The 14,729-nt window shown below is 65.2% G+C and carries 13 protein-coding genes; 9 read left to right on the top strand and 4 right to left on the bottom strand.

The genetic code is table 11. From position 1 onward, the window contains the following. Nucleotides 1-25: 25 nt before the first annotated feature. The 4 genes from gabT (at nucleotide 26) to AC0969_RS12795 (ending at nucleotide 4,678) form a co-directional block, all read left to right on the top strand. The gene (gene gabT, locus AC0969_RS12810) at nucleotides 26-1,333 is read left to right on the top strand and encodes a 4-aminobutyrate--2-oxoglutarate transaminase (protein ID WP_479624525.1); all 1,308 of its coding nucleotides are present in this window, start codon (nucleotides 26-28) and stop codon (nucleotides 1,331-1,333) included. A 127-nt stretch (nucleotides 1,334-1,460) separates the two neighbouring features. Further along, nucleotides 1,461-2,924, top strand: coding sequence for an NAD-dependent succinate-semialdehyde dehydrogenase (locus AC0969_RS12805; RefSeq protein WP_479624524.1), 1,464 nt, complete (start codon nucleotides 1,461-1,463; stop codon nucleotides 2,922-2,924). A 598-nt stretch (nucleotides 2,925-3,522) separates the two neighbouring features. After that, nucleotides 3,523-3,867, top strand: a complete 345-nt coding sequence (gene fdxA / locus AC0969_RS12800) for a ferredoxin FdxA (RefSeq protein ID WP_479624523.1) — start codon at nucleotides 3,523-3,525, stop codon at nucleotides 3,865-3,867. A 13-nt stretch (nucleotides 3,868-3,880) separates the two neighbouring features. Next, on the top strand, nucleotides 3,881-4,678 hold the full coding sequence (locus AC0969_RS12795) for an NRDE family protein (protein ID WP_479624522.1): 798 nt from the start codon (nucleotides 3,881-3,883) through the stop codon (nucleotides 4,676-4,678). A 63-nt stretch (nucleotides 4,679-4,741) separates the two neighbouring features. Here AC0969_RS12795 and AC0969_RS12790 read toward each other — a convergent pair whose 3' ends face one another. From AC0969_RS12790 to AC0969_RS12775, 4 genes are read right to left on the bottom strand one after another with little or no spacing between them, the layout of a single operon-like run. Beyond that, nucleotides 4,742-5,686: a PhzF family phenazine biosynthesis protein gene (locus tag AC0969_RS12790; protein ID WP_479624521.1), complete on the bottom strand. Its 945-nt coding sequence runs from the start codon at nucleotides 5,684-5,686 to the stop codon at nucleotides 4,742-4,744. Beyond that, complete coding sequence (locus AC0969_RS12785; RefSeq protein ID WP_479624520.1) at nucleotides 5,686-6,858, bottom strand: aminotransferase-like domain-containing protein; 1,173 nt, start codon at nucleotides 6,856-6,858, stop codon at nucleotides 5,686-5,688. Before AC0969_RS12785 ends, AC0969_RS12790 begins: the two co-directional genes overlap by 1 nt. 38 nt (nucleotides 6,859-6,896) lie before the next feature. After that, complete coding sequence (locus AC0969_RS12780; RefSeq protein WP_479624519.1) at nucleotides 6,897-7,487, bottom strand: LysE family translocator; 591 nt, start codon at nucleotides 7,485-7,487, stop codon at nucleotides 6,897-6,899. 15 nt (nucleotides 7,488-7,502) lie between these two features. Next, entirely contained in the window at nucleotides 7,503-8,432 is a 930-nt protein-coding gene (locus AC0969_RS12775) for a DMT family transporter (RefSeq protein WP_479624518.1), read from the bottom strand. 115 nt (nucleotides 8,433-8,547) lie between these two features. Between AC0969_RS12775 and AC0969_RS12770 the strand changes: the two genes are divergently transcribed. The 5 genes from AC0969_RS12770 (at nucleotide 8,548) to AC0969_RS12750 (ending at nucleotide 14,659) form a co-directional block, all read left to right on the top strand. After that, complete coding sequence (locus AC0969_RS12770) at nucleotides 8,548-9,945, top strand: aminotransferase-like domain-containing protein (protein ID WP_479624584.1); 1,398 nt, start codon at nucleotides 8,548-8,550, stop codon at nucleotides 9,943-9,945. A 132-nt stretch (nucleotides 9,946-10,077) separates the two neighbouring features. Continuing rightward, entirely contained in the window at nucleotides 10,078-11,283 is a 1,206-nt protein-coding gene (locus AC0969_RS12765) for an SGNH/GDSL hydrolase family protein (protein ID WP_479624517.1), read from the top strand. Between the two features lie 318 nt (nucleotides 11,284-11,601). Then, the gene (locus AC0969_RS12760; protein ID WP_479624516.1) at nucleotides 11,602-12,432 is read left to right on the top strand and encodes a sugar phosphate isomerase/epimerase family protein; all 831 of its coding nucleotides are present in this window, start codon (nucleotides 11,602-11,604) and stop codon (nucleotides 12,430-12,432) included. Nucleotides 12,433-12,477: 45 nt separating this feature from the next. After that, nucleotides 12,478-13,599 carry a substrate-binding domain-containing protein gene (locus AC0969_RS12755; protein ID WP_479624515.1) on the top strand — a complete coding sequence of 374 codons (1,122 nt, stop codon included), beginning with the start codon at nucleotides 12,478-12,480 and terminating at the stop codon, nucleotides 13,597-13,599. A gap of 37 nt (nucleotides 13,600-13,636) precedes the next feature. Then, on the top strand, nucleotides 13,637-14,659 hold the full coding sequence (locus AC0969_RS12750; protein WP_479624514.1) for a zinc-binding dehydrogenase: 1,023 nt from the start codon (nucleotides 13,637-13,639) through the stop codon (nucleotides 14,657-14,659). The last annotated feature ends 70 nt before the right edge of the window (nucleotides 14,660-14,729 follow it).

The following is a 14,729-nucleotide window of genomic DNA, read 5'->3' as shown; positions in this document are numbered from 1 at the left end:
CTTTGGCTACTTTCAAAGGATGCCCATGAACACCGCTGTTGCCCCTTCTGCCGTCACCCAATCCGCCATCCCCACCAACGCCCAGCTCGACCAGCGCCGCGCCGCCGCCGCCCCGCGTGGCGTGGGCATTGGTTTCCCCCTCTACGCCGAGCGGGCGCTGAATGCGGAAATCTGGGATGTGGAAGGCCGCCGTTACATCGACTTTGCGGCCGGTATCGCCGTGCTCAACACCGGCCACCGCCATCCGCGCATCGTGGCTGCCATCCGCGCGCAGCTGGACCACTTCACCCACACGGCCTACCAGGTCATCCCGTATGAAAGCTCGGTGCATCTGGCCGAGCGCCTGAACGCGCTGACCCCCGGCAGCCACGCCAAGAAAACCGCCTTCTTCACCACCGGGGCCGAAGCGGTAGAAAACGCCATCAAGATCGCCCGCGCCCACACCCGCCGCCCCGGCGTGATTGCGCTCACCGGGGGCTTCCACGGCCGCACCTTCATGGGCATGGCGCTCACCGGCAAGGTCGTGCCGTACAAGGTGGGCTTTGGCCCCTTCCCCGGCAGCATCTACCACGTGCCCGCGCCGATGGACGTGCACGGCGTGACGGTGGACGACACGCTGCACGCCATCCACAGCCTGTTCAAGGCCGACATTGAACCCACCCAGGTCGCGGCCATCATCCTGGAACCCATCCAGGGCGAAGGCGGCTTCTACGTGATGCCTGCCGCGCTGATGGTGGCCCTGCGCGCCCTGTGCGACCAGCATGGCATCGTGCTGATTGCGGATGAGATCCAGACCGGCTTTGCCCGCACCGGCCGGCTGTTTGCGATGGACCACCACAGCGTGGTGCCCGACCTGATGACGTTGGCCAAGAGCCTGGCGGGTGGCATGCCCTTGTCCGCCGTGTGTGGTCGTGCCGAGATCATGGACGCACCCGCCCCCGGCGGCCTGGGTGGCACCTACGCTGGGAATCCGCTGGCCATCGCCTCGGCCCACGCGGTGCTGGACGTGATCGTCGACGAACAGCTTTGTGCCCGCGCCGAGCGCTTAGGGACCGTGCTGACCGACCGCCTGAACAGCCTGCGCGCCACCGTGCCGCAGATCAGCGACGTGCGCGGCCTGGGCTGCATGGCAGCGGTGGAATTCGCCCAAGCCGACGGCACGCCGGATGCCGACTTCACCAAGCTGGTCGTGCAGCGCGCCCAGAAAGCCGGGCTGCTGCTGCTGACCTGCGGCGTGTACGGCAATGTGATTCGCTTCCTGTTTCCGCTGACGATTGAAGACAGCGTGCTGGCCGAAGGGCTGGATATTTTGGCTGCTGCGCTGACCGCCTAATTCACCCTCACCCCAACCCTCTCCCCTGCTGGGGAGAGGGGGTAATACCAGGCCCCTGACCTCCTCCCTCTCCCGCTTGCGGGAGAGGGCCGGGGTGAGGGTTCACCAGACACCCAAGGACCACCCCATGCCCCTAGCCCTCAAAGACCCCACCCTCTTACGCCAACAATCCTTCATCGCCGGTGTCTGGGCCGATGCCGACAGCGGTGAAACGGTCGCCGTCACCAACCCCGCCACCGGCGAGGTACTCGGCACCGTACCGATGTGCGGCACAGCCGAGACCGTGCGCGCCATTGCCGCCGCCGAAGTCGCCCAGCGCGCCTGGCGCAATGTGCCGGGCAAAGAGCGCGCTGCCATCCTGCGCCGCCTGAACGATCTGATGCTGCACCACCAGGACGACCTGGCCCTGATCCTCACGTCAGAGCAAGGCAAGCCGCTGGCCGAAGCCAAGGGCGAAATCGTCTACTCGGCATCGTTCATCGAGTGGTTTGCCGACGAGGCCCGCCGCACCTACGGCGACACCATTCCCGCCCCCACCGGCGACCGCCGCCTGCTGGCCATCAAGCAGCCCATCGGTGTCACAGCCGCCATCACGCCGTGGAACTTCCCCACCGCCATGCTGGCCCGCAAGGCCGGACCTGCGCTGGCGGCGGGGTGTTCGATGGTGGTCAAGCCCGCCACGCAAACCCCGTACTCGGCCCTGGCCTTTGCCGAGTTGGCCGACCGCGCCGGTGTGCCCAAGGGCCTGCTGTCGGTGCTGACCGGCTCTGCCAGCCAGATCGGCGGCGAGATGACGCGCAGCCCCACCGTGCGCAAGCTGACCTTCACCGGCTCCACCGAAGTCGGCCGCACGCTGATGCGCCAGTCGGCCGACACCATCAAGAAGCTTTCGCTGGAGCTGGGCGGCAACGCGCCGTTCATCGTGTTTGACGATGCCGATCTGGATGCCGCAGTGGACGGCGCGATGGTCTCCAAGTACCGCAACACCGGCCAGACCTGCGTCTGCGCGAACCGCATCTACGTGCAACGCGACGTGCTGCAAGCCTTTACCGCCAAGCTGGTCACCAAGGTGCAGGCGCTCAAGGTGGGCAACGGCGTGGACGCGGGCAGCACCCAGGGCCCGCTGATTGACGCCAAGGCTGTCGCCAAAATCCAGGAGCACATCGCCGACGCCATTGCCAAGGGCGGCACGGTGCTGACCGGCGGCAAGCCGCACGCGCTGGGCGGCCTGTTTTTCGAGCCCACCGTGGTGGGCGGCGCTTCTGACGACATGCTGTTCGCCCAAGACGAAACCTTCGGCCCGCTGGCCCCGATCTTCGTGTTCGACACCGAGACGGAAGTGATCGCACGCGCCAACAACACCGAGTTCGGCCTGGCCGCCTACTTCTACAGCCGCGATATCGGCCGCGTGATGCGCGTCGCCGAGCAGATCGAGGCGGGCATGGTGGGGGTGAACACCGGTTTGATCTCCACGGCCGAAGCCCCGTTTGGTGGCGTTAAGCAGTCGGGCCTGGGGCGTGAAGGTTCCAAGTACGGGCTGGATGAGTTTATGGAGATGAAGTACATCTGTTTGGGGGGGCTGGATAGCTGAGGTTTCGGCGGGGCATAGCGGCTGGTAGCCAGAGGGGTCGGATCACGATTGCGCGCTGAAATGCCTGTTGTCGTGCCGTCCGTTTACCCGCATTCGTGCTCCGACCCCTTTGGCGGGTTAATGGGCTGAACCGTCGTTGATGGAGCGTACATCCCCGGCCGGGCTATGCCCCCGGCAGGGCAGTCACTTTTCTTTTGCGCAAAAGAAAAGTAACCAAAAGAAAGGCGCCCCAACTGTCTGCGCCCCTGCGCTGGCGCTTCGGGGAACCTGTGGTGCTCGCTTTGGGCGGGGTCTGGCTAAACTCGCTGCGCTCAAACAACGCCAGCCCTTTTCCGCCCAAAGCTGCGCTCCTCGGCGCATACAGATGGGGACCCGGGAGCGGGAGCGGGAGCGGGATCGGCCCGGCTTTGCCGGGCATCGCGCCGGTCGCGAAATGGGGCGTGGGGTGGCGATGCTTGTGTCCGACTATCTCCGTCGATGGGGCGTTGTGGAGTTCACAGTCTTTTAGCCCTCTGGCGCAATAAAATAGAGCGTAAGCAGCTATAAATAAAGTAGCAATACTGGCTAGGCTGCCCCGCCGTTAACGCTTCCTCCCCCCATGCCCTTCATCGTCACCGAACCCTGCATCCAGTGCAAATACACCGACTGCTTGGCGGTATGCCCGATGGACTGCTTTGTGGCCGGACCGAACTTTTTGGTGATCAACCCCGACGGCTGCATCGACTGCTCGGTGTGTGTGCCGGAATGCCCGGTCAACGCCATCGTCAACGCGGCCGAGGCTACCGAGGCGCAGCGGCCCTACATTGCGCTCAACGCCCGGCTGGCCCAGAGCGGGCAGTGGCCGGCCATCAGCCGGGCCCAGCCGCCTTTGCCCGACCACGCCGCCTGGCGTGGGGTGGCGGTGAAGGCGCATTTGCTGGTGCTACCGGCGTCTTTGGCCTGAGTCCTGCCCCCGCATGTGCCTCCTGGCCTTCCAATGGCAGCCCGCTGCCCCCGCCCCACTGACCATCGTCGCCAACCGCGACGAGTTCTATGCCCGGCCCACCACGGCGCTGCATGCCTGGGCCGACGGCCACACGGTGGCCGGGCAGGATGTGCAGGGCGGCGGCACCTGGATGGGCGTACACCGGCCCAGTGGGCGGCTGGCGGCGCTGACCAATGTGCGCGACCCGGCGGCCATGCGGGCGGATGCGCCAACGCGGGGCGGCATCGTGGCGGATTTTTTGGCCAGCGCTCTCAGCGCCGAAGACTTTGCGCAGCAGTTGGCGGGGCAGTCGGATGCCTTCAACGCCTTCAACCTGCTGCTGTTTGACGGCCAGCAGTTGGTGGCGTTCGAGAGCCGCCAGCGGCGGCATTTCCAGCCTGCACCCGGTGTGTGGGCGGTGTCGAATGCCGACTTCCACACGCCCTGGCCCAAGCTGGTGCGGCTGCGCGAGGGCGTGGCGGATGCCCTGCACACGCACCAGGCGGCAGATGCGCCCCACATTTCCCCGGCGCTGGAGGCCGCGCTGTGGCCGCTGCTGGCCGACACCCGCGTGGCCGCCGATGCCGAGCTGCCTGCCACCGGCATCAGCCTGGCGCTGGAACGCACGCTGTCTGCCGCCTTCATCTGCACGCCGCACTACGGCACCCGTGCCAGCACGCTGGTACACCATGCGCGCCACCAGGTGCAAATCATCGAACGGAGTTTTGGTCCGGGCGGGGTGCTGGCGCCCACCGGCACGGTGCGATGGACGGTGGATGTGTTTGCATAAAAAAATAGCTACTAGCGCATGTAGTACCTGCGCTAGTAGCTATTTTTTTAGGAGCGATACGATTTACAAAAGCACGCGTCCCTCCACGCAGGTGACCGATGCGCCGCCCACCCACACCTGGCCGTGCGTATCGCGCTCGATGTGGACCCGGCCCGCGCGGTCCAGGCAGGTGCCTTGGGCCACCAGGTACTGCTCCGGCGCAAAGCCGTCGGCTATCAGCCACTGGGCCAGGCTGGCGTTCAGGCTGCCTGTCACGGGGTCTTCCAGCACGCCCACGGCGGCGGCAAAAGCGCGCACTTCCATCTGCGGCTCGGGGCTGGTCTCTGCGGGCGCGCTGCGGCCAAAGGCACGGGCCTCTCGGCTGGAGCGGGCGATCAGTTGGGGCGCGTCAGCCGCCGGATACAGCCCGGCCACGCCGACCACCAGGCCGGTGTTTTTCAGCGCCAGGTGGTCGGGGGCCAACTGCAGCACGGTTTGCGGGCTGTCGAGCAAGATGCCCAGCCAGGGCAGGCCGTTGTCCAGCATCTGCGCGGCCACCACGTCGCGGGGTTTCAGGCCCAGTGCGGCGGCCACCTGGGCCAGCAGCATGGCGCTGGGGGCGCTGCGTTTGAGCGGCGGGGCAGCGAACAGCAGGCGTTCACCCTGTGCGTTGGTTTCTCGCCGAATCTGCACCAGCCCCACCTGGCATTCCTGCACCACCCAGCCGGGCCGCTGGGGCTGACCGCCCGCTTGCAACCAGGCGTGGCAGCTGCCCAGCGTGGGGTGGCCGGCAAAGCGCAGCTCGCTTTTGGGGTCGAAGATGCGTACCCGGTAATCCGCGCCCGCCGCCCGGCCCGCGTCGGTGGGGGGGAGCAAAAAGGTGGTTTCCGACAGGTGGGTCCAGTTGGCAAAGCGCTGCATCTGCGCGTCGCTTAAGGCCGTGCCGTCCATCACCACCGCCAGCGGGTTGCCCTGGTAGGGGGTGGGGGTGAAAACGTCGACTTGCTGGAACGGGCGGGTGGTCTGCATTACAGGGTCTTGATTACGTCAGCCAGGGCCTTGATGCCGATGTTGATTTGCTCCACGCTGGCGGTGACGAACGACAGGCGGATGGTGCGCGGGTCGGCGTTGTCGGCGTAGAAGGCGGTGCCGGGCACAAAGGCCACGCCCTGGTCCACCGCCTTGGGCAGCAGGTCCACGGCGTGCACGCCTTCGGGCAGGCGGGCCCACAGGAACATGCCCCCATCGGGGGTGTTCCACGTCACGCCTGCGGGCATTTCGCGGGTCAGGGCGGCCAGCATGGCGTTGCGCTGGGCTTTGTACAGCGTGCGGATGGTGGGCACATGGCGGTCCAGAAAGCCGTCTTGCATCACCGCCACCACCATGCGCTGGTTGAAGCTGGGGCTGTGCAAGTCGGCCGCCTGCTTGGCTTGCAGTAGCTTGGGCATGATGGCCTTGGGGGCCACCACGTAGCCCAGGCGCAGGCCGGGGGCCAGCACCTTGGAGAACGAGCCCATGTAGATGCAGCCGTCGGGGTTGCGGGCGGTCAGCGGCGCGGCTGGGGGGGCGTCGAACCACAGGTCGCCGTAGGGGTTGTCTTCCACCAGCGGCAGGCCCAGAGCGGCGGCGCGCTCCACCAGGGCGGCGCGGCGGGCGTCTAGCATGGTGCGGCCGGTGGGGTTCTGGAAGTTGGGCAGCACGTAGAGGAAGCGGGCACCGTTGGCCTTGGTGGCCAGGTCGTCCAGGTCCACGCCGTGTTCGTCGCAGTCTACGCCCACCACTTTGGGTTCCATCGGCGCAAAGGCTTGCAGCGCACCCAGGTAGGTGGGGGTTTCGACCAGCACCTTGCTGTCTTTGTCGATCAGCACTTTGCCGATCAGGTCCAGCGCCTGCTGCGAACCGGTGGTAACCAGTACCTGGTCGGGGGTCACATCCCAGGGCAGTTGGGCTGCGATCATTTCACGCAGCGGGCCGTAGCCCTCGCTGGCGGCGTATTGCAGCGCGCCCTTGCCGTCTTCGCGCAGCACTTTCTCGCAGGCGGCGGCAAATTCGGCCACCGGAAAGGTCTTGGGCGAGGGCAGGCCGCCCGCAAAGCTGATGATGCCGGGGCGCTCGGTGACCTTGAGGATTTCGCGGATCACCGACGAGTTCATCCGTTCGGTGCGGGCGGCCAGTGTCCAGGGGGTGGAAGGAGTGCTCATGGGGACTTTGTGCAATTAGGGTAGAAATGGATTGTCGTTTAGGTCAGCATGGGTGCGAGCGACGCGACCAGTAAAACCGCCATCACGCCGTTGAAAATGCGCCGGTAGCGGGGGATGCGCAGCGCGTGGCGCAGGCGGCTGCCGAACATGGCCCATAGGCTGATGGTCGGCAGGTTCACCACGGCGAACAAGCTGGCCGTGCCCAGCACCAGGGCGATGCTGCTGTGGGACGGCACGTAGCTGCTGAAGGCCCCCACGGCCATGATCCAGGCCTTTGGGTTGACCCATTGGAAACCTGCCGCGCCCCAGAAGCCGACGGGTCGGCTGGCGGCGGCATCTTGAGGGGCACTGGCGGTGGCCACGCTCCAGGCCAGGGTCAGCAGGTAGGCGGCACCTAGCCATTTCAATAGCAGATACAGCTGCGGCACCTGCTCAAACAGTAAGCCCAACCCCAGGCCGACCGAGGCCAGCAGAATAAAGACACCGACCGAAATCCCCAGCATGTGCGGCAGCGTGGCGCGAAAGCCGTGGTTCACGCCCGAGGCCAGCAGCAGCAGGTTGTTCGGGCCCGGGGTGATGGAGCTGACGAAGGCAAACAGCGTCAGTGCGGCGAAGAGTTGGGTATCCATGGGGGCTCCTGAAAATCAACGAACGGGCATGCGCTTGCCGATGAACACGGTGGCAATCACGGCCAGGCCAAAGCCCAGCGTCACTGCGTCCAGCGTCTCGCCCAGCAGGGGCACGGCAAACAGCATGCTCAAAAACGGCTGCACCAGCTGCACCTGGCTGACGCGCACCGTGCCGCCCAGCGCCAGCCCCCGGTACCAGGCAAAAAAGCCCAGCCACTGCGAAAACACCGCCAGGTAGGCAAAACCGGCCCAGGCGTGGGCCGACACCGCGTGTTCGGGCTGCGCCCACCAAGCGGAGGGTAGGGTGACCGGCAAGGCCAACACCAGCACCCAGCAAATCACCCGCTCGCCGGGCATGCGCTGCGCCAAGCGCCCGCCAAAGCCGTAGCCCACCGCGCCCAGCAGCATGGCCAGCAGCAGCAGGCCGTCGGCGCTCTGGAGGTGCAGACCGGCCTGCCCCGAATGCAGCAGGGCAAACGCCACCACCATCCCGCTGCCCAGCAGGGCGCACAGCCAAAAGCCATTGGACGGGCGCTGGCGGTGCATCAGCGCGCCCACCACCGCCGTGGCCAGCGGCAGCACGCCAATGATCACGCTGGCGTGCACAGCTTCCACATGGCGCATGGCGATAGAGGTGAGCAGCGGAAAGCCAAACACCACGCCCGCGCTGGTGCACAACAGCGGCAGCCAGTCCTGCCGCTGCGGCCAGGGTGCGCGGGTGGCAAACAGGAACAGGGCCGACAAACCGCCCGCCAACGCCGCCCGGCCCATCGCCACAAACACCCCGGACATCTGCGGGTCGGCGGGCGTGCCCACGGCCAGCCGCGTCATCGGCAGGGTCAGCGCAAAAATCACTACGCCCAACAGGCCCAGCCACAGGCCACGGCGTTCGGCGCTGCGGTGGGAGGGGGGCGTTAGGGGAAGGGTGGCAGTGTGGGTGTGCATGGTGGCATCCAATGTAGTGTGAATACCAGCACACTGGCAGTACACTTTGACCATCCAGTTTGTGAACTGTATTGCCGCCATTGCCAGTACAGGACAGCACACCCCAGGAGCCGCCATGCTGATGAAAACCACCGACCAGACGCTCACCGAGCAGCTGGCCAGCCACTTTGCCGAGCGCATCCGCAGCCGCTTGCTGGCCGCCGGTGCGCGCCTGCCCTCGGTGCGCCAGTGCGCCCAGCAGCAGCAGGTCAGCGCCTCCACCGTGGTGGCGGCCTACGACCGGCTGCTGGCGCTGGGCCTGGTAGAAGCCCGCAAGCACCGGGGATTTTATGTAAGAGAAATGGCTCCAGCGCAGGATTTGTATGCGCGTGAAGCTACACAAAATATAGCAAGCCCGGCACGCCGCCCGATCGACGCCACCGCCCTGATGCGCGGCATGTTCCAGGGCGACACCGACACCCCCCAGCCCGGCATGGGCGTGCTGCCGCCCGATTGGTTGGACAACAGCTTCATGCCCGCAGCCGTGCGCCGGGTGGCGGCGGGCGCGGCCGATTTCTCGCGCCGCTACGGCGACCCGGCGGGCGACCTGGGTCTGCGCCAAAGCCTGTCCAAAAAGCTGCTCAGCCTGCACATCCCCGCCGCGCCCGAACAGATCATCACCACCGTGGGGGCCACCCACGCGCTGGACATCGCCAGCCGCACCCTGCTGCGCCCCGGCGACTGCGTGATGGTGGAAGAACCCGGTTGGGCGGTGGAATTCGCCCGGCTGGAGGCGATGGGCATGGTGATCTTGCCGGTGCCGCGCAACGCCGATGGGCCGGACCTGGAGGTCATGGCCCGCTACTGCGAGGTGCACAGCCCAAAGCTGTTTGTCAGCGTGAGCGTGCTGCACAACCCCACCGGCTACAGCCTGACCCCCGGCAGCGCCCACCGGGTGCTGACCCTGGCCAACGCGCACGACTTCTACATCGTGGAGGACGACACCTACAGCCACCTGGCCCCCGAACACGCCACCCGCCTGTGCGTGCTGGACGGCCTGCAGCGCACCCTGTACGCCAGCGGTTTCTCCAAAATTTTGGCCCCCGGCTGGCGCGTGGGTTATCTGGCCGCCCCGGCCGCGCTAGTAGACCGCCTGACCAACACCAAGCTGCTGGCCACGCTGACCACCCCTGCGCTGCTAGAGAAAGCCCTGGCCTGGTGCATCGACCAGGGCCAGCTGCGCCGCCACTCCGAAGGCGTGCGTGCCCGCCTCGACCAGGCCCGCACCCGCAGCACCCAGCTGGCGCTGGCCGCAGGCTGCACGTTTGCGTCCGAGCCCGCCGGCCTGTTCGGCTGGGTCGATACCGGGGTGGACACCGACGCCCTGGCCCAGCGCATGCTGGACGAGGGCTACATGCTGGCCCCCGGCGCCCTGTTCCACGCACACCGCCAGCCCAGCAGCCTGATGCGCATCAATTTTGCGACCACGCAGGACGTGGCGTTCTGGAAGGTGTTTGCGCGGGTGCGCGGCTGAAGCGGGCGAACTGCGCGTGGGGGGTGTGCAGCCGCAGCCTCCATCGCGCGTAGTATTCTTGACTGGAGTTCGGTTAAAGCGGTCACAACGTCGTGCCACCCCGGCTCCTCCACTCTCAAAAATACCAACCTTATGCCGCCTGATTCCGCTTCCAGTTCGCAACGCACCTGGGTGGCCACTTGGACCGCCAGTCCACAGCCCGTCTGGCCTGCGAACTTTCCGGTGCCCATCGGCTTGCCGCGCCAGCTCTGGAAGCAAACCCTGCGCCAGGCTGCGCGCATCAGCATTGGCGGCGAGCGGGTGCGCATCGTGCTGTCCAACGCCTATGGTGACCAGCCGTTGGTGGTAGGCGCAGCTGAACTTGCCTTGGCCCGTAGCCCGGCGGCTATCGTGGATGGAACCAGCCATGCGCTGCGCTTTGACGGCCAGCGTGGCGCGGTGGTGCCGCCGGGAGCCATCGCTATCAGTGACCCGTTGGAGTGGCCCGTGGCGGCGCTGGCCAGCCTGTCGATCAGCCTTTACCTACCCGAGATTACGCCAACCTCGACCCTGCATTTTGATGCCCGCCAGACCGCCTGCATTGCCGCTGGCGATGTGGTTGCCCAGACCGAGCTGAATGCTGAGGTCAGCATTACTTCACGGCTGTTCCTGGGTGCGGTGTGGGTCGAGGCTCCGGCTGGTGCCCGCGCGGTGGTGGTGTTGGGCGATTCGATCGCCGATGGCGACGGCTCGACACCCGATGCCAATCGGCGCTGGCCCGATGTGCTGGCCGAACGTTTGCTGGCGGCGGGGGGGGCGCCCATGGCAGTACTGAACCAAGGCATTTCGGGGTGCCGCGTGCTGGCCGACGGCATGGGGGTTAATGCATTGGCGCGGTTCGACCGGGATGTGCTTGCGCAGCCGGGTGTCGACACGCTGGTCTTGATGCTGGGCCTGAACGACATCGGCTGGCCGGGTGGCGTGCTTGACCCGGCTGCAGCGTTGCCTACGGCGGCCAGCCTGACCAGCGCCTACCGCCAGTTAATAGCCCGGGCCCGCGCCCATGGTTTGCGTGTAATTGGCGCCACCCTGACGCCGTTTGCCGGGGCCTTGTGCGACGGGCCGTTTGCCTATTTCTACGACCCGGCAAAGGAGCGCCTGCGCGGCCAGGTCAACGCATGGATTCGCGAGGCCGGTGAATTTGATGCGGTCATCGACTTCGACGCGGCAGTGCGCGACCCGCAATCGCCAACCCGGCTGCGGCCAGAGTTTGATTCGGGCGATCACCTGCACCTGCAAGACCGTGGCTATGCCGCCATGGCGGCGCATGTCGATCTGGCCTTGCTCCGGGACGCTTGAGCTGGGTGTCGCAATATGGGGGAAAACCCCGATTAAATAAAAAAAAGTAAACGATTACTATACGCTCCGCAACCAACCAATTCCGATGGAATTGCGCAGTGGCTGGAAGCCTAAAGTGCAAGCAGAGGTCGATCAAAGAGATTTTCTTCTCTTCTTTTTGGTAAAAAAGTAAACGATTACTTTTTTCAAAACTGCATGTTGCGTAGCCTGGAATAAAAGCCGAACGGGACGTTTCCTGCCCAGCCGCACCTCAACGGCAAAAGATGGAGACAAAAAGTAAACGTTTACTAAACCGATTGTCAATTGAAGGGATCTCTGATGAAGCGCTGGAAACTGGGATATCAAACTAACTGCTGGGGCCCGATGGGGGGCGACGCTGTGGGTGTCACGTCGGCCACACGCTTGACGTACCGCACTTATGCCGACATGGGGCGTGCCATTACTGAAATCGCCGAAGCCGGCTTCGACGGCGTCGAGATGTTCGACGGTAACCTGCTCGACTACCAGCCGACCGAATTGCGCCGCCTGCTGGATGCGGCCGGGGTGCAACTGGTGGCGTCATACAGCGGCTGCAACTTCATCTTCCCCGATTTGCTCGAGGAGGAACTGGCGCGCATCGACCGCGTGTCTGCAGCCACCGCCGAAGTCGGCGGCAAGTACATCGTGTTGGGCGGCGGGGCGCAGCGCGCCGCGGGTATCCGGGAAGGCGACTATGTACTGTTGGGCGCGGCGCTGAACCAGGCCGCAGCCGTTGCCCGCAAGCATGGCATCAGCGCGCACTACCACCCCCACCTGAGCACCATCGTCGAAACCCCCGAGCAGGTGCGCAAGATCTTTGCGCAGACCGATATCGGCTTTTGTCCGGATACCGCCCACTTGGCCGCCGGTGGCGCCGACGTGCCGGCGCTGATCGAAGAGTTCTTCGATCGCATCACCTATGTGCACATGAAGGGCTGGCAGCGCACGCCCTTCCGTTTCACCCCGCTGGACCAGGGCGACCTCGACACGCACGCCATCCTGGCCAAGCTGGAGGCACTGAAGTTTGAAGGCTGGATTACGACCGAGCTTGACGAATGGCCCGAACCAGCGGCTGCGGCCCAGCGCACGCGCAAGTTCTTTCAAGACTTCGAAGCGGCACAAGAAAACTAGGCCTGGACCTCCAGGCACTTATCACAACAACAAAAGGAGACATTCATGCTACGTTCTATTCCCACCGTTTTGGCTGCGGCCTTGTCAGCCGTGCTCATCGGCCTTTCCACACCCGCGGTAGCGGTCGATCCCGCAGCTGCGCTGGCGGCGTTGAAAGACAATGTGCAGAGTTTGGGCCCCAATGGCGAAAAGCCCGCTCCAGCCTCGGCGGTGCAGCTCAGCGACGCCGAGCTGGCCAAGATCAAGACGATGAACGCGACTGCAGCCATCGTCTTGCACTACAGCGGCAACGATTGGTCGCGCGCCCAGATTGCCGGCCTGAAAGACCAGTTCGCCAAGATGAATATCAAGGTGATTGCCGTCACCGATGCCGGTTTTAAACCTGAAAAGCAGGTCGCAGACATCGAAACCGTGCTGACCCAGAAACCTTCGATCATTGTCTCGATTCCGGCGGACCCGTCGGCCACGGCCTCGGCTTACAGGGCGGCGGCGGCCCAGGGCGTAAAGCTGGTATTTATGGACAACGTGCCCAAGGGAATGCAGGCGGGTAAGGACTATGTCAGCGTCGTTTCGGCCGACAACTACGGCAACGGCGTGGCCTCGGCCCACCTGATGGCGCAGGCGTTGAAGAGCGAGGGTGAGATAGGCATCGTTTTTCACGCGGCGGATTTCTTCGTGACGCGCCAGCGTTACGATGCTTTTAAGAAGACCATCACCAGCGATTACCCGAAGATCAAGATCGTTGCCGAGCAGGGCATTGGCGGGCCCGACTTCACGGGGGATGGCGACAAGGCCGCCAGCGCAATGCTGACCTCGAACCGCAAAATCAAGGGTATCTGGGCGGTCTGGTCCGACCCGGCCGAAGGGGTGATCGCGGCAGCGCGCACCGCCGGCCGAGATGACCTGGTCGTCACCACGGTCGACCTGGGTGAAACCGTCGCGATCGACATGGCGCGCGGCGGGTTCATCAAGGGCCTGGGTGCGCAGCGCCCCTACGACCAAGGGGTCACCGAAGCCTTGCTGGCCGGCTACGGCCTGCTGGGCAAGACCGCACCGGCCTATGTGGCCCTGCCGGCCTTGCCGGTGACCAAGCAGAACGTGCTGGAGGCTTGGCAGACCGTTTACCACGTGCCGGCCACAGAAAAAATCAAGAGCAGCCTGCGTTGAACCCCTTCTTGAATCGATCCTTTGGAGCGATCACGCTATGAAAGCAGTCTATTTACCCGGCAATAAAGAGGTGGTGGTGCGCGAACTCGAGCCCCCCCGCCCCGGCCACGCAGAGGTACGGATCGCCGTCAAGGCTTCCTGCATCTGCCGCAGCGATATGAGCCTGTACTACGGTAATGCGGTATTGGACGGCGTCGAACCCGGCCGCTATATTTGCGGCCACGAACCGGCCGGCTTTGTCGAAGAACTCGGCCCCGGCGTTTCGACGCTGAAGGTTGGCGACCGCGTGGCGGTGCACCTGGCGCTGGGCTGCGGCACCTGCCCGGCCTGCCGGCGCGGTATCTTCCACCTGTGCCCCACGTGGAAGTGCATTGGCTTCACGGCCCATGGCGGCAATGCCAACTACATGGTGGTGCCCGAACGCAATTGCCTGCGCATTCCGGACGCGATGAGCTTTGTCGCTGCGGCGATCTCGACCGACGCTTTCGGCACCCTCTACAGCGCTTGCAAGAAGCTCGAACTGTCGGGCGCCAGCAGCCTGGGTATCTGGGGCATGGGGCCGATGGGCTCCAGCGGCATTCTGGCGGCGAAGGCCCTGGGCGCGCGGGTTGTCGCCTTCGATCCGATCGCCGAGCGCCGCGAGTTTGCATTGAAGCTTGGTGCCGACTTGGCCATGGATCCGACCGCCCCCGGCGTGCTGGACGCCATCAAGGAGTTCAGCCACGGTGACGGGCTGAGTGCGGCCATCGACTGTTCGGGCAATCCGGTGGCGCAAAACATGGCGCTCGACGCCGTGCGGCCCTTTGGCAAGGTGGCCTTCATCGGCGAGTCGAAGGAGACCACTATCCGCCCGAGTGAACAGTTGATCCGCAAGCAGATCACCTTGATGGGCTCGTGGTACTTCGGCATCGCCGAATACGCCGAGATCGCCGATCTGCTGGTCTCCAAGAAGATCGATCTGGAGCAACTGGCCACGCATACCTTCAGCCTCGATGAGGCACCACAGGCCTTCAGCCTGTTCGACCAACGCAAGACCGAAAAAGCCGTTTTTGTCATGTGATATCTCCCAAGGCACCGGGCACCACCCAGCGCCGCTTACCCTGCAACCACCTCGCCCTCACTTTTGGATT

Source organism: Rhodoferax sp. LB1P47 (genome assembly GCF_056521445.1).
This window is presented reverse-complemented; position numbering and strand designations above follow the sequence as displayed.

Excerpts from the sequence above, each read along its gene's own strand:
- AC0969_RS12785 (WP_479624520.1), bottom strand. The coding sequence starts at position 6,858 with ATGAGCACTCCTTCCACCCCCTGGACACTGGCCGCCCGCACCGAACGG.
- AC0969_RS12805 (WP_479624524.1), top strand. The coding sequence starts at position 1,461 with ATGCCCCTAGCCCTCAAAGACCCCACCCTCTTACGCCAACAATCCTTC.
- AC0969_RS12755 (WP_479624515.1), top strand. The coding sequence starts at position 12,478 with ATGCTACGTTCTATTCCCACCGTTTTGGCTGCGGCCTTGTCAGCCGTG.
- AC0969_RS12760 (WP_479624516.1), top strand. The coding sequence starts at position 11,602 with ATGAAGCGCTGGAAACTGGGATATCAAACTAACTGCTGGGGCCCGATG.
- AC0969_RS12780 (WP_479624519.1), bottom strand. The coding sequence starts at position 7,487 with ATGGATACCCAACTCTTCGCCGCACTGACGCTGTTTGCCTTCGTCAGC.
- AC0969_RS12750 (WP_479624514.1), top strand. The coding sequence starts at position 13,637 with ATGAAAGCAGTCTATTTACCCGGCAATAAAGAGGTGGTGGTGCGCGAA.
- AC0969_RS12790 (WP_479624521.1), bottom strand. The coding sequence starts at position 5,686 with ATGCAGACCACCCGCCCGTTCCAGCAAGTCGACGTTTTCACCCCCACC.
- gabT (WP_479624525.1), top strand. The coding sequence starts at position 26 with ATGAACACCGCTGTTGCCCCTTCTGCCGTCACCCAATCCGCCATCCCC.
- AC0969_RS12775 (WP_479624518.1), bottom strand. The coding sequence starts at position 8,432 with ATGCACACCCACACTGCCACCCTTCCCCTAACGCCCCCCTCCCACCGC.
- fdxA (WP_479624523.1), top strand. The coding sequence starts at position 3,523 with ATGCCCTTCATCGTCACCGAACCCTGCATCCAGTGCAAATACACCGAC.
- AC0969_RS12770 (WP_479624584.1), top strand. The coding sequence starts at position 8,548 with ATGCTGATGAAAACCACCGACCAGACGCTCACCGAGCAGCTGGCCAGC.
- AC0969_RS12795 (WP_479624522.1), top strand. The coding sequence starts at position 3,881 with ATGTGCCTCCTGGCCTTCCAATGGCAGCCCGCTGCCCCCGCCCCACTG.
- AC0969_RS12765 (WP_479624517.1), top strand. The coding sequence starts at position 10,078 with ATGCCGCCTGATTCCGCTTCCAGTTCGCAACGCACCTGGGTGGCCACT.